Origin of the sequence: Thermomonospora umbrina (assembly GCF_003386555.1) — a bacterium.
In the GTDB taxonomy this organism is placed as follows: Bacteria; Actinomycetota; Actinomycetes; order Streptosporangiales; family Streptosporangiaceae; genus Thermomonospora; species Thermomonospora umbrina.
Window position 1 is genome coordinate 2289982 of sequence record NZ_QTTT01000001.1, and the last position, 12989, is coordinate 2302970.

Genomic DNA, 12989 nt, shown 5'->3' on the forward strand with positions numbered 1-12989 from the left:
CTGAGGAGGCTTCAAGATCGCGAGGAACGAGCGATCTTGAAGGTGACGAGGGAAGACCACGCGCTGAAAGCGCGCGAGCCGCCGAGCGCAGCGAGGCCATAAGCACGTTCAACCTCCGAAGAGGTGGACCGTCCAGTAGACGACGGCGGCGACCAGGCCCGCCATCGGCATGGTGAGCACCCAGGCCATCATGATGTTGCCCGCCACGCCCCAGCGGACGGCCGACAGGCGCTTGGTGGCGCCGACGCCCATGATGCAGGACGTGATCGTGTGGGTGGTGGAGATTGGAGCGTGCCAGATGTACGCCGCCGCGTACAGGATGGTCGAGGCGGTCGCCTCCGCGGCGAAGCCCTTGGGCGGGTCCAGCTCGATCACCTTGCGGCCCAGGGTGCGCATGATGCGCCAGCCGCCCGCGTACGTGCCCAGGGACAGCACGGTCGCGCAGGCCAGGATCACCCACAGCGGCACCCCGTCGTCCTCGGTCTGGTGCCCGGTGGTGATCAGCGCCAGGACGATGATGCCCATGGTCTTCTGGGCGTCCTGCAGGCCGTGGCCGAGCGCCATCGACGCCGCCGACAGCGACTGCGCGATCCGGAATCGGCGGCCGACCTTGCGCGGGTTGGCCCGGCGGAAGGTCCACAGCAGCGCCACCATCACCAGGTAGGCCAGGCAGAACCCGACGACCGGGGACACCACCATCGGAATGGCGACCTTGTCGACGACCTTGTCCCAGCTCACCGAGGAGGCCGAGGCCAGACCCGCGCCCACCACGCCGCCGATCAGCGCGTGCGAGGACGAGGAGGGCAGCCCGAAGTACCAGGTGATCAGGTTCCAGGTGATCGCGCCGAGCACCCCGGCGGCCACCACCGTGAGCCCGTGCAGCCCGGTCGGGGGCGTGATCACCTCGCTGACGGTCTTGGCGACCTCGACGCCGAGCAGCGCGCCGAGCAGGTTCATCACCGCGGCCATCAGCAGCGCCGCCCGGGGTGTCAACGCCCGGGTGGACACCGAGGTGGCGATGGCGTTGGCCGCGTCGTGGAACCCGTTGGTGTAGTCGAAGACCAGCGCGACCACCACGACCAGCACCAGCACCGCGGTCTGGGCGTCGGAACGCAGCCCGACCACCCCGCCCAGGATGACCAGCAGCACCAGACCGAGCAGCCCGAGCCACGCCTTGCCCGGCACCCGTCGGGCCTGTTCGCCCAGCGGCGGCGGCTCCTGGGGGGTGGGGCGGGTGAGCACGGCTCCGTGCTCGCCTGCCTCGCTCATGATTCCTTGACCGCGATGGTCTCGATCGTGTTGGCGACCTGCTCGAAGGCGTCGGCGGCCTCCTCCAGACGGTCGATGACCTCCTTGAGCTTCATCACCGTCAGCGCGTCGTACTCCCCGCCGAACAGGTGGGCCAGCAGCCGCCGGTAGATCTGGTCGCCCTGGTTCTCCAGCCGGTTGATCTCGATCCAGTACTCGTTGAGCTCCTTCATGGAGCGCAGTCGGGGCATCGCCTCGGCGGTCAGCTCGGCCGCCCGTTCGAGCACCTCGACCTGCTTGACGATGTCCTTGGGGAACTGGTCGATCTTGTAGAGCACGACGAGGTCGGCCGCCTCCTCCATCTCGTCCATCACGTCGTCGACCCGGGAGGCCAGTCGGTAGATGTCCTCCCGGTCGAACGGGGTGATGAACGTTTCGTTCAGCCGGTGCATGATCGCGTGGGTGCACTCGTCACCCGCGTGCTCGCAGGCACGCATCTTCTCCGCGATCGCTTCCCGGTCGGCGCCGTCGCTGATGAGCTCCACGAGCAGCCTGGCCGCCGTGACCAGGTTGTTCGCGGAGTCCGCGAACATGTCGTAGAAGCTGTCCTCACGCGGCGTGAGACGCAGTCGCACGTCGTACTCCTGATGTGCCGGAACAATCCGCAGAGGATCGTAGGCGTTACCAGCCGGAAAAAGAACCTTCTCCCGTTCTTCGACCGCCCGCCCCCGACCCCTCACCTTCAAGGTTGCCCGAGTTCACACCTCGCACACCCGCGATGCGCACCCTATGCCCCAAAGCCCCGCAAGGTGTCGCATACCCGGCGTGACGGCCGGTCGCGCCGTCCATCGCCGTGTTTCCCCGCTCGGAACGAGCGCCGCCGGCGCCCGGGGAGGTCATACGGGCAGGGGGCATCGGAGAACGGCGGCCACGGCCAGTGAGATTGGTTACAGACGGGAGAAATCCCGGTGAACGACGCCGTGTCGCGACCCGTTCCGGGCGGGGAGGACGTCAACGGACCCGGGCACACGGACGGCCGGGGCGCGGCCCTTCGGGAGAACCCACCCCGGCCTGCCGGAAGCACCACCTACTGTGGCGTCAGCTCGCAACGACCGGTCACGTCCTCAGGACGAACCCCGAGCGCCATGTCGATCTCGTCGGTGGTCAGCGGGCGCTCCGCCGAGGCCACCGCGCTCAGGATCTCGGAGTACAGCTCGATCTCGTCCAGCGCGACACGGTCGTGGACGCGCAGGTCGAGATGATGATGCTGGCGCACCGCGTCCACCTCCGTTCGATTCCCCACACCCATAGCCGAGGCTACGCTCCGGGCGGCGCGGCGCACATGACCCAAGAGGACCATTCGGTACCCACCCGTACGAGGGGGCTCCTCCGACGCGGGAGGGTGATCCGGAACGGGCCCCGCGGAGGGGCCGCGTCAGTACCGCTGGTCGGGGTGGAGGTTGCCGAGCATCTGCTCCAGAGCGCTCTCGGGCAGGTCACGGACGGTCAGCCGGGCCACGGTCGCGGCGTTGACGTCCGCCCCGGCGAGCCGGGCCGCCTGCCGCGCCACCGTCTGGTCGAACATCTGCCGCGCGGTGCGGGCGTACGCGAACGCCGGGTCCTCCCGCATCCGGGCGAACCGCGCCAGCAGCTCGACCCGCAGCTCCTCGTCCAACAGGTAAAGGTCACGCTCGGCGTAGCCCTGGAACAACTGGACGAGCCGCCGGTCGTCCAGCCCGGTGAACTCCAGCGTCCGGCCGAACCGGGCCTTGAACGCGCGGTTGCCCGCCAGGAACCCCTCCATCTCGGCCACCGGACTCGTGCACACCACCAGCAACCGGTCGGGGTGCTCGTCCAACTGCCGCAGCAGCTCGGTGACCACCGCCGGCGAGCGGTCCAGCCGGTACGCCTCCTGGATGAGGAGCACTCCCCCCATCGCCTGCTCGACCATTCCGGCGACCCGGTTCTCGGTGTCGACCGCGTCGCGGCCCGCCAGGTGAACGGGACGGCAGGCCACCACGTGCCCGGAGTCCAGCAGGCCCAGCGCCGCGTAGATGCCGCCGACCAGGCCGGCCACCGTGGTCTTCCCCGTCCCCGGCGGCCCGAGGAACAGCAGGTGCCCGCCCTGCCCGCCCGAACCCACCCCGTGCCGGGCGCGTTCGGCCGCCACCTCCGCCTCGGAGACGAGCTCCTCCACCGCGTCCTTGACGTCCTCCAGCCCCATCAGCGCGTCGAGCCGGGTCAGGTAGCCGTCGATGTCACCGGGCGGCCGCAGCGCCGGCTCGATCGCCTCGGCGATCCCGGAGAAGTCCTGGGCGGCGAGCACCAGCCGGTTCTGCGCCGCTCCGGCCCGGTCGAGGTGCCGCTGGCACGCCTGGTCCAGGTACGCCTCCACCAGCCGGGCGTTCACCAGGTCGCCGGGGCCGCGCAGCCGTTCCAGATCCTGCTCGGCGACCGCCATCGCGTCGCCGCCGAGGGTGACCCGGCGCTCCTCGGCCAGCAGGTACAGCAGCGTCATCCGGGTCGGCGCCCGCGTCAGGTCCGGCAGCCGGTACGTGCGGAACATGTCGATGAGCTTGGGATGGTCCTGCGACAGCCGCTTGAAGTGCCGCGGCTCACAGGTCGCGATCAGGGTCGTCTGGCCCGGACGGCTCCGCACCGAACGGACCACCCGGATCATCGCCTCCGGGTCCACCGCCTCCAGCACCGCCGCGTCGAGCCGTTCGAACAGCAGCGTCGGGCCGCCCGGCTCCAGCACGGAGGCCAGGTGCTCCGGCGGCGCGCCCCGGACGTCGGACGCGTCGGCCGTACGGATCGCGCCGTCGCCGATCCCCGCCTCGGCCAACGCCAGCGCGATCATCCGGGCCAGCCTCCGCTGCCCCGTGTGCGGACTGCCGACCAGCAGGACGCTCGGCGGCGTGCCCGCCCCCGGCCGGCCGTCGACCCGGGTGGCCTCCACGTCCTCCCCGTCGCCGGACCAGGCGGGATGGGCGCGGAGCTCGTCGAGCAGGGCGGTGACGTCCTCCGACCCGGACACGAAGCTGATCCCGTACCGCTCGGTGACCCGACGTTCGGCGCGCTCGGGCGGCGGGGCGATCTCCTCCACCGGCTGCGCGGGCATCGGGGCGTCGTTGAGGAAGTCGAAGCCGCCGATCATGGTCTCGGACATGATCCGCGTCCCGGGCCCGGCGGCGCCCCCCGGCTGCGGCCTCCCCTGAACGGGCGGGGCGGGCGGCACGGGCGGGCCATGGGCGGGGCGGTCCTCGTCGTCGAGGGCGTCGGGCCCGAGGATCCGCGTGCCGGGCGGATTCGCGGACCGCTGCCCACCTGGCCCGCCCTCGATGCGGGTCGCCAGGGGGTCACCGAGGTCGTGGCCGGCGTGGGGACTCTGCGCGGCCCCTTGCGGGGCCTGAGGGGCACCGTGGGGGCCTTGGACCGCTCCTGCACCGCCCTGGGCGGGCCCTTGGTGGCCCTGGTGGCTCTGAGCGTCTTGAGGGCTCTGGGGGCCCTGTGGGCCCCAAGGCGCGCCGTCGTGAGCGTCACTTTGCCCCGGTTGCGCCCCATGAGCGAAGCCCGCAGCCGGATCCTGGCCGGGGGGCTGGACGTTCCAGTGCGCTCCGGGCTCGACGGCCGGCTGCTGGGACGCCGCCTCGTACGGCGAGCCCTGGTTGCCGGCCGGGGGGTTCCACTGTTGCTGCTGCGGTTGCTGTTGCTGCCCACCCGGGCGCATGAAGCCGAGCTGGGTGTACGGCACCGCGAAGTTGTCGTCCTGCTCTTCCTCCCCCGTCAACGGCTCGCCGGACGACACCGCCCCGGGGAACGCCTCCGGCACCGGCGGCTGAGCGGGCGCCTGCATGAACGGCTGCCCGGCCTCCCCCCGCCGCCCAACCCCCCCGGGGTCCCCGAACCCCGGAACCCCCGGAGCCCCGGGAAGACCCCCCTGCTCCGAACCGTGCCCTCCGAGATACCCCGCCTGCCCCGGAACCCCGGGCTGCCCGTGCACACCGGGCTGACCCGCGACACCCGGCTGGCCCGCGACACCCGGCTGACCGAACCCGTCGGGCCCACCCGCAACACCGGGCTGACCCGGAAACCCCGGCTGACCGTGCACACCCGGCTGACCAAAGCCCTCCGGCGCGCCCGCAACACCGGGCTGACCCGGAATGCCCGATTGGCCCTGCCCACCCGGCTGCCCGAAACCCTCGGGCCCACCGGCAACGCCGGGCTGACCCGGAATCCCCGGCTGACCAAAGCCCTCCGGCGCGCCCGCGACTCCCGGCTGACCCGGGATCCCCGGCTGACCGTGCACACCCGGCTGACCGAAACCCTCCGACGCGCCCGCAACCCCCGACTGACCCTGTGCATTGGGATGTCCCGGCAGCCCGGGCTGCCCGGCGACGCCGGGCTGTCCCGCGGCTCCCGGCTGACCGAAACCATCCGGGCCACCCGGAAACCCCGGCTGGCCGAAACCTTCCGGCGCGCCCGCGGCCCCTGGTTGACCTGGAATGCCGGACTGGCCCTGCCCACCCGGCTGCCCGAAACCCTCGGGCCCACCGGCAACACCGGGCTGACCCGGAATCCCCGGCTGACCAAAGCCCTCCGGCGCGCCCGGAAAGCCCGGCCGGCCGTGGGCGCCGGGTTGGCCGAAGACATCGGGTTGGCCCGGGATGCCGGGAGCCCCAGGTGCGCCCGAGCCGGCGTCGCCGGACCAGCCGGGGGCGCCGGGCTGACCGGGGACGGCGCCAGGGTCCTGGCCGAAGCCTCCGAACTGGTCGGGCCGGCCCGCCGGTCCGGGCGTTCCCGGTTGGCCGAAGGCGCCCGGCCGGCCGGGCACTCCGGGCTGCCCCGGGGCGCCTGGCCGCTGGAGCGGTTGGGAGACCCCGGGGGGAGGGGTCATGGGTGCGGCCGTCACGGCGGCGCGGGCGCGGGTGGGGCCGATGATCTCCGCCAGGACGGCGGTGGGGACCGGAAAGCCGCGGGGCCGTGCCGGGATGCCGACCAGCCGGCACCACGCCAGGTCGACGCCGTAGGCGGCGGCCAGGAGTTGTTCGGCGGCGTCCTCGGAGGCGGCGAGGTTGCTCCGGAGCGGTTCGGGCAGCCGGGCGTCCTCGGGCCACAGCCGGCGCAGCGGATGGCCGGCCTGGCCGTGGACCGCCTGGACGGTGTAGCGGATCTCGGGGTCCAGCCACGGAACGATCTTGCCCGCCACGTCCTGGCGCACCTTGGCCAGGTCCGCCGCCATCAGCGCGGCGGCGACCAGGCGGGGCTCGATGTAACCGGGGTCGGAGGGCTCGCCGGCGACCGGGACGACGGCCTCGGCCAACTCGTAGTAGGCGTGCCGGACGTTGTCCCCCGGAGAACTCTCATGCCGCAGCGCCGGGGCCAGATTCGCGGGGCACCGGGTCAGCCACTGTTGGACGAGCGCCTGATCCCCGTACGGCAGGGCCCCATAGTCGATCTGCGGGTTGCTCAGCGTGGTGCCCAGGATCGCCTGCAACGCGTCCGCACGGGCCTGGAACCGAGGGTCGTCGCGCAGCGCCCCGGCCATCGCCCAGATCGTTCGCAGCACCGACACGGCGGCGTCCACCCGGCTGGCCCGAAGTCGTTCGGCGTACAGGCCGACGAGCGCCTCAAGGGGCGGCGGGGTGAGCCAGCGGGGCCCGTCCACCGTCGGCAGGGGCTTGGCGCGGTACGGCGTCCACAGGTCGAGCATGTGCGCGTCGAGCTTGGAGTCGAACACGGGGGCCGACGCGCACCACAGCATCACGCCCCAGGTCACCGCGACCGTGCTGGGGGTCTCCGAGGAGAACAGCGCCCACCAGTGGGGGTAGTCCGCGACCGGCAGCGCCGCGGCCTGCTCGATGGTGGCGCGCACCCGGGCGGTGATCTCCGACGAGAAGCCCCGCTTCACGAACGGCAACGGCGGCGACGGCTGGAACGAGAAGTCCGGACCGGCGGGCAGCACGTGCGGCGGCAGCACCGGGACCTGCCCCGCCTGCTGGGCCGGCCGCGCCGCCATCCGGGTCGCCGGGTTCTGCGGCGGCGGGCACAGGTACCACTGCCCGTCCGAGGGGTGCAGCCGGTACCACCGCGCCCACGCGCCGAAGAGCCACCACGTGCCGTCGGGCAGCACGAGCATGCGCCCCGCGATCGCGTGCTGGCGCTGCTGCGGAGCCGCCGATGGCCACCAACCGGCGGACACCATGGCTCTCGTGTCGTGCTCTGCCGCCGTGAACGGGTCCTGACCTATCGGAGGTTGAGGTGTCGGACCCTGCCCTACCGGGGGCGGAGCGCCGTATCCCGGTCCCCACACCACGAGGTCATGTTAGTTCCGCCACGACGTAACGCACTCCCCCGACCGCCCCACCAAAACACTCCGTTGCAGGTCAGCCCACCCCAAGACCCCCGAAAACCCGCTCACCGACCCACCACGCTCGGGACCGAACCAACGCAGTCCGTCGAGAACAGCCCCTCAGAACCGTTCCGTACCAAGGAGCTTCGGCACGCGGCACCCGCGGTCACCAAGGCCGGAGCGCTCAGCCCGTCGAATGCCAGGTGGCGGTGCGGTGGCGGCGCGCCTTCTCGACGTACACGCCGGAGGTGTGCGCGAGAACGAGACGGTCACCGTCGTTGAGCTCACGGACGATCTTGCCCGGCACCCCCGCCACCAGGACCCCGGAGGGGATCTGCTTGCCGGGCCCGACCACCGCACCGGCGGCGATCAGGGTGCCCGCGCCGATCCGGGCCCCGTTCAACACGATGGCGCCGATCCCGATCAGCGATCCGGTCTCCACGTGCGCCCCGTGCACCATCGCCTTGTGCCCCAGGCTCACCCGGTCCTCCAGTACGGCGGGCGTCCCGGGATCGGCGTGCAGACAGCTCAGATCCTGGATGTTGCACTCGTCGCCGACGATGATGTCCTCGTCGTCACCGCGCAGCACCGACCCGTACCAGACGCTCGACGCCCGTCCCAGCGTCACCCTGCCGACCACCACGGCACCGGGCGCGACCCACGCCTCGGCGTGGATGCGCGGCTCATCGGCTCCCAAAGACCCCACGTAGCTCATGTCGGCGATCGTACGGAACCCGCCCCGAGCCCTTGGAAACGGCGTCCGGCGTACGAGCGCCGTACGAAATCGGGAGGTAGCCCCGTCGCGTACCGCAATGCCTGGCGGATGCCTATCCCGTGTGGACAGGGTGCGGAAGGGACGGCATCTCGGCCGGCGTTCTGCCTCGACGACGCGACGGGACCCCCTGGAGAAAGACGTCATTCGGGCGTCCGGGGGTTGCCCCGTCCCGCGAACCGGCACGGAAGTCCATGCTCCGGACCGGCCCCGGAACCCGCCCTCGCGAAGAAATCGCAGCGAGAACGGGCATTCCGGTTGCGCGAGTGGTACCGGCGGGGCAAGAGTCGACACCTGACGTCTCTGTGCTAGTACAGGTTCCGACAGCGGGCCTCCACCCCGTGCCCGCCCGACGTTGACTCCGACCCCCTGACGGGGCACGCCCCGCCAACGACCCCCTTAGGCCCATGAGCAACGAAGCTGAGATTGTCCCGAACCTCCTCCGCGACGAGGAGGAGTTCGAGATCGTGATGCGCGGGTTCAACCGCCGCCAGGTGGAGGACCGCCTCCGCGAGCTGAAGATCAAGCATCAGAACCAGGTCCGCGACCTCGAGGCCCGGCTCGCCCGGGCCCACGACGACGTGGAGCGGATCCGCCGCGAGATGGCCGAGGTCCGGGAGGCCCGCAAGCCCACCGGCGACGACCTGAGCGAACGCCTCCGCCAGATCATCAACCTGGCCGAGGACGAGGCCAGCGACAAGCTCTCCGAGGCGGAGGCCAAGGGCGTCCAGATCCGCAAGAGCGCCGAGAGCGAGTCCCAGCGGATCATCGCCGAGGCCCGCGAGGCCGCCGGCAAGGACGTCGCCGAGGCCCAGGACAAGGCCGGCCAGGTCCTGTCCACCGCCAAGAAGGAGTCCGAGTCCATCCTGACGGCCGCCAAGCAGGAGGCCGAGCAGACGGTCACCGGCGCCCGTCTGGAGGCCGAGCGGACCCTGACGGCCGCCGAGCGCCGCGCCAGCGTGATCAACGATGGCGCCACCCAGCGCCTCACCCACCTGACGCGCAACCACACCCAGGCCCTCCAGCGCCTCACCGAGATCAGCGAGACCCTGAACGGCCTGCTGCGCACCGAGAACGAGGCCGGACCCCTGGAGAAGATGGTGGACGACGCGGTCGCCTCCGCCATGTCCCCCGCCCGCAAGTCCGCGCCCGCCACCCCGCCCGCGTCCGCTCCCGCCGCCCCGATCAAGTCGGTCCCGACGGCCAAGCACGCGACCACCGCCAAGCACGCCACCACGCCCGCGGCCACCGCCCCGGCGACCCCCGCGGCGACCCCCGCGCCGTCCCCCACCCGCCCGGCCGATGCGCCCCGTCCGGCCGACCCGCCCCGCCCCCTCGAGGCGGCCCCGGCCCCGGCCCCGGCGCCCGCGCCGGTCCCCGCCCCCGGGAAGTCCGTGGACGACAAGCCGAGCACCTCGGACGTCCCCCCATCCGCCCCGTCGCCCCCCAGTCCCCCTCCGCGGGAACGGACGACATCTGACAGCCCCCCCAGGTCGTACCGGAGTCGGAACCTCCACCGTCGGACGCCCCCGCCGCACACCCCTGCGGCGGGGGCGAACCCGTCTCCGCCCCCGCCGCGGGCCTGCATCAACGGCGGCGTCGGGCGTTCCCGGTGAGGCGGATGGGTGCCGAGGGGCGACAGGACGGTCGCTAGGCTTGACTCGTGACCACCATCCCCTCGGCGAAGGGCCGCGGCACCGTGCGGCCGATCCGACGGCTCGGAGACCCCGTGCTGCGCACCGAGTGCGACCCCGTACGGACCTTCGACACGAGCCTCAAGCGGCTCATCGACGACATGTTCGCCTCGATGTACGCCGCCGAGGGCGTGGGTCTGGCGGCCAATCAGATCGGCGTCTCGCTGCAGATCTTCGTGTACGACTGCAATGACGACGAGGGTCGTCGACACGTCGGCCATGTGATCAACCCGCTCGTCGTGGCCGAGGACGGCGATGTCGTCACCGACACCGAGGGCTGCCTGTCGATCCCCGGCCTGAACTTCGCCACCCCCCGCTTCGCCCACGCCGTCGTCGAGGGCGTGGACGCCGACAACGAGCCCGTGCGCGTCGAGGGCACCGGCTATTTCGCCCGCTGTCTCCAGCACGAGGCGTCCCACCTGCGGGGAGGCGTCTACATCGACTTCCTCAAGGGCGACACCCGGCGCGACGCCATGCGCGCCATCCGCTCCGCCGGCTGGTCCTGACCGCCGGTGCGGGGAGCGGCCGAACAGATCGTTCGGCTTCCCCGGGACGGCCGAGAGCGCGCCGAAAAGATGGCGACACGACCCCTGCCGTCCGGCGATAATCGGGGCATGTCCGCCACGATCCACGTCCGCGGCTCGGTCTCCATCCCGGAGTCCGAGCTCCGTTGGCGTTTCTCCAGGTCCTCGGGCCCCGGCGGACAGCATGTGAACACCAGCTCCACCGCCGCCGAGCTGTCCTTCGACGTGGCCGCCTCCCCCTCCCTGCCCGAGCCGCTCAAACGTCGCGCCCTGGAACGCCTGGCGAACCGCCTTTCCGCCGGCGTGCTCACCATTCGGGCCGAGGAGTACCGCTCCCAACAGCGCAACCGCGACGCCGCCCGCGTACGGCTCTCCGCGCTACTGGCGGAGGCCACCGCCCCTCCCCCCAAGCTCCGCCGCCCCACCAAGCCCAGCCGCCGCGTCCACGAACGCCGGCTGGAGAACAAGCGCCGCCGCAGCGACGTCAAGCGCGGCCGCTCCAGCCGCTGGCGCTCGGACTGACCCGAACACCCCGCACCCACGAGGCCAAGCGCCGGACCGCACACCCCGCTCAGGCTGACCTCGAACGGCAACCACGCACCATCACCACCGCGATAACGCACCGCCTGCGCTCAAGGGCCTCGGGCGAAGCACTCGCTCTGGAGCGCGGATACGGGCGGCCCCCAGGGGTGGTCCCCGGGGCGAGAAGACGGCGGACTCAGGAGACGGACGGCTCCGCCAGGACTGGGCCCCGGGGCGAGAAGACGAAGGGCCCGGGAGACCGACCGCCCCACCACGACTCGGCCCCGGGCGAGAAGACGAAGGGCCTCAGGAGACCGACCGCCCCACCACGACCGGGCCCCAAGGCGAGAAGACGAAGGGCTCAGGAGACCGACGGCCCCGCCGGGACTGGGCCCCGAGGCGAGAAGACGAAGGGCCTCAGGAGACCGACCGCCCCACCACGACTCGGCCCCGGGCGAGAAGACGAAGGGCCTCAGGAGACCGACCGCCCCACCACGACCGGGCCCCAAGGCGAGAAGACGAAGGGCTCAGGAGACCGACGGCCCCGCCGGGACTGGGCCCCGAGGCGAGAAGACGAAGGGCCCGGGAGACCGACCGCCCCACCACGACTCGGCCCCGGGCGAGAAGACGAAGGGCCTCAGGAGACCGACGGCGCCGCCAGAACTGGGCCCGGGGCGACAAGGCGAATGGCCCGGGAGACCGACGGCCCCGCCACGACTCGGCCCGGGCGAGAAAGCGAAGGGCCCGGGAGACGGACCGCCCCGCCAGGACTGGGCCCCGGGCGAGAAGGGGTGGATGGGCCAGGAGACGAGCGGCCGACGAGTGTTGGCCCCCGGGCCGAGAAGGGGCGACGCCCAGCCTCAGGGCGACACGAGGTTGTGACCGGAAACTCGTGGTCTTGTTGTGGGTGACGCCCCGGAGGGTCAGGAGACGGGCGGTGTCCGTCAGGGGTGGTCTCCGGGCGAGGAGAGGGGGAGGGCTGAGGAGACGGGCGGCCCCCGCCAGGGGGCCGGCGGGGGCGAGGAAGGGTGGGGGTCTTAGGAGGCGGCGATGATCTGGTTGGCGGACTTCATGGCGTCGCGGATGGGGATGGCGAAGCCGACTCCGATATTGCCGTTGCCCTGGCCGGTGGTGGCTATGGCGGTGTTGATGCCGACAAGCTGACCGGACGTGTTGACGAGGGCGCCGCCGGAGTTTCCGGGGTTGATGGCCGCGTCGGTCTGGATGGCGTTCTGGATCGTGCTCTGCTGCTGCCGTACGCCTTGGCCGAAGCCGGGGGGCAGGCCCTGGTCGTTCGGGGCCTTCTCTTCGAGGGTGCGGCCGAGGGCGCTGACGATGCCGGCGGTGACCGAGCCGTCCAGGCCGAGGGGGCTGCCCATGGCCAGTACGGGGTCGCCGACGGCCAGCGCGCTGCTGTCACCGATCGAGGCGGCCTTCAGGCCGGAGACTCCGGCGGCCTTGATGACGGCGATGTCGTGGGCGGTGTCCACGCCGAGCACGTCGGCCGTGGCCGTCTTACCGTCGCTGAACTTGACCTGTACCTGGTCGGCGCCGTTGACCACATGGGCGTTGGTGATGATCGTGCCGTCGGGTCGCAGCACGACACCCGAGCCCCCGCTGGAGCCGGCGTTCGTTCGGGCGCTGATCGACACCACGCTCGGCCGGACGGCCGCCGCGATCTGGGCGGTCGCCCCCTTGCCGGCGGCGACCGGGGCCGCTCCCGTCGTCCCGGTCGAGGACGGCGCATCGTTCGACAGCGCCACCGCCCCGGCCGCACCGACACCGCCGGCGCCCAGCGCGAGCACCAGGAGGGCGGCGGCCGCGACCAGCGTGCGTCGCGGTGCCCATGACCATCCTCGGGATCGCTCCGGGGGGCC

At 72.4% G+C, this 12989-nt stretch carries 9 protein-coding genes; 3 read left to right on the plus strand and 6 right to left on the minus strand.

All coding sequences use genetic code 11. The features are described from left to right. Positions 1-108: 108 nt before the first annotated feature. The 5 genes from DFJ69_RS10025 to DFJ69_RS10045 form a co-directional block, all read right to left on the minus strand. The gene (locus tag DFJ69_RS10025; RefSeq protein WP_116022226.1) at positions 109-1269 is read right to left on the minus strand and encodes an inorganic phosphate transporter; all 1161 of its coding nucleotides are present in this window, start codon (positions 1267-1269) and stop codon (positions 109-111) included. Continuing rightward, positions 1266-1883: a DUF47 domain-containing protein gene (locus DFJ69_RS10030; protein WP_116022227.1), complete on the minus strand. Its 618-nt coding sequence runs from the start codon at positions 1881-1883 to the stop codon at positions 1266-1268. The genes DFJ69_RS10025 and DFJ69_RS10030 overlap by 4 nt, the downstream gene beginning before the upstream one ends. Positions 1884-2335: 452 nt before the next feature. Beyond that, the gene (locus DFJ69_RS10035; RefSeq protein WP_245974216.1) at positions 2336-2524 is read right to left on the minus strand and encodes a hypothetical protein; all 189 of its coding nucleotides are present in this window, start codon (positions 2522-2524) and stop codon (positions 2336-2338) included. A gap of 159 nt (positions 2525-2683) precedes the next feature. Further along, positions 2684-7387 (minus strand): AAA family ATPase, encoded by a 4704-nt coding sequence (locus DFJ69_RS10040; protein ID WP_116022229.1) that lies wholly within the window; start codon positions 7385-7387, stop codon positions 2684-2686. A gap of 397 nt (positions 7388-7784) precedes the next feature. Continuing rightward, positions 7785-8315, minus strand: coding sequence for a gamma carbonic anhydrase family protein (locus DFJ69_RS10045; RefSeq protein WP_116022230.1), 531 nt, complete (start codon positions 8313-8315; stop codon positions 7785-7787). 464 nt (positions 8316-8779) lie between these two features. On the opposite strand from DFJ69_RS10045, the gene DFJ69_RS10050 reads away from it, so the two are divergent. The 3 genes from DFJ69_RS10050 to arfB all read left to right on the plus strand — a co-directional run bounded on the left by DFJ69_RS10050 (position 8780) and on the right by arfB (position 11112). Continuing rightward, the gene (locus DFJ69_RS10050) at positions 8780-9988 is read left to right on the plus strand and encodes a DivIVA domain-containing protein (protein ID WP_211328571.1); all 1209 of its coding nucleotides are present in this window, start codon (positions 8780-8782) and stop codon (positions 9986-9988) included. 47 nt (positions 9989-10035) lie between these two features. Then, positions 10036-10572 (plus strand): peptide deformylase, encoded by a 537-nt coding sequence (gene def / locus DFJ69_RS10055; RefSeq protein ID WP_116022231.1) that lies wholly within the window; start codon positions 10036-10038, stop codon positions 10570-10572. A gap of 108 nt (positions 10573-10680) precedes the next feature. Then, entirely contained in the window at positions 10681-11112 is a 432-nt protein-coding gene (gene arfB, locus DFJ69_RS10060; protein ID WP_116022232.1) for an alternative ribosome rescue aminoacyl-tRNA hydrolase ArfB, read from the plus strand. Positions 11113-12149: 1037 nt separating this feature from the next. On the opposite strand, the gene DFJ69_RS10065 is transcribed toward arfB, so the two are convergent. Then, positions 12150-12917 carry a S1C family serine protease gene (locus tag DFJ69_RS10065; RefSeq protein WP_245974218.1) on the minus strand — a complete coding sequence of 256 codons (768 nt, stop codon included), beginning with the start codon at positions 12915-12917 and terminating at the stop codon, positions 12150-12152. Positions 12918-12989 lie beyond the last annotated feature (72 nt).

What these genes read in the sequence shown, in the direction of transcription:
- DFJ69_RS10025 (WP_116022226.1), bottom strand. Translation starts at nt 1,269, where the DNA reads ATGAGCGAGGCAGGCGAGCACGGAGCCGTGCTCACCCGCCCCACCCCC.
- DFJ69_RS10040 (WP_116022229.1), bottom strand. Translation starts at nt 7,387, where the DNA reads ATGCTCGTGCTGCCCGACGGCACGTGGTGGCTCTTCGGCGCGTGGGCG.
- DFJ69_RS10045 (WP_116022230.1), bottom strand. Translation starts at nt 8,315, where the DNA reads ATGAGCTACGTGGGGTCTTTGGGAGCCGATGAGCCGCGCATCCACGCC.
- DFJ69_RS10050 (WP_211328571.1), top strand. Translation starts at nt 8,780, where the DNA reads ATGAGCAACGAAGCTGAGATTGTCCCGAACCTCCTCCGCGACGAGGAG.
- arfB (WP_116022232.1), top strand. Translation starts at nt 10,681, where the DNA reads ATGTCCGCCACGATCCACGTCCGCGGCTCGGTCTCCATCCCGGAGTCC.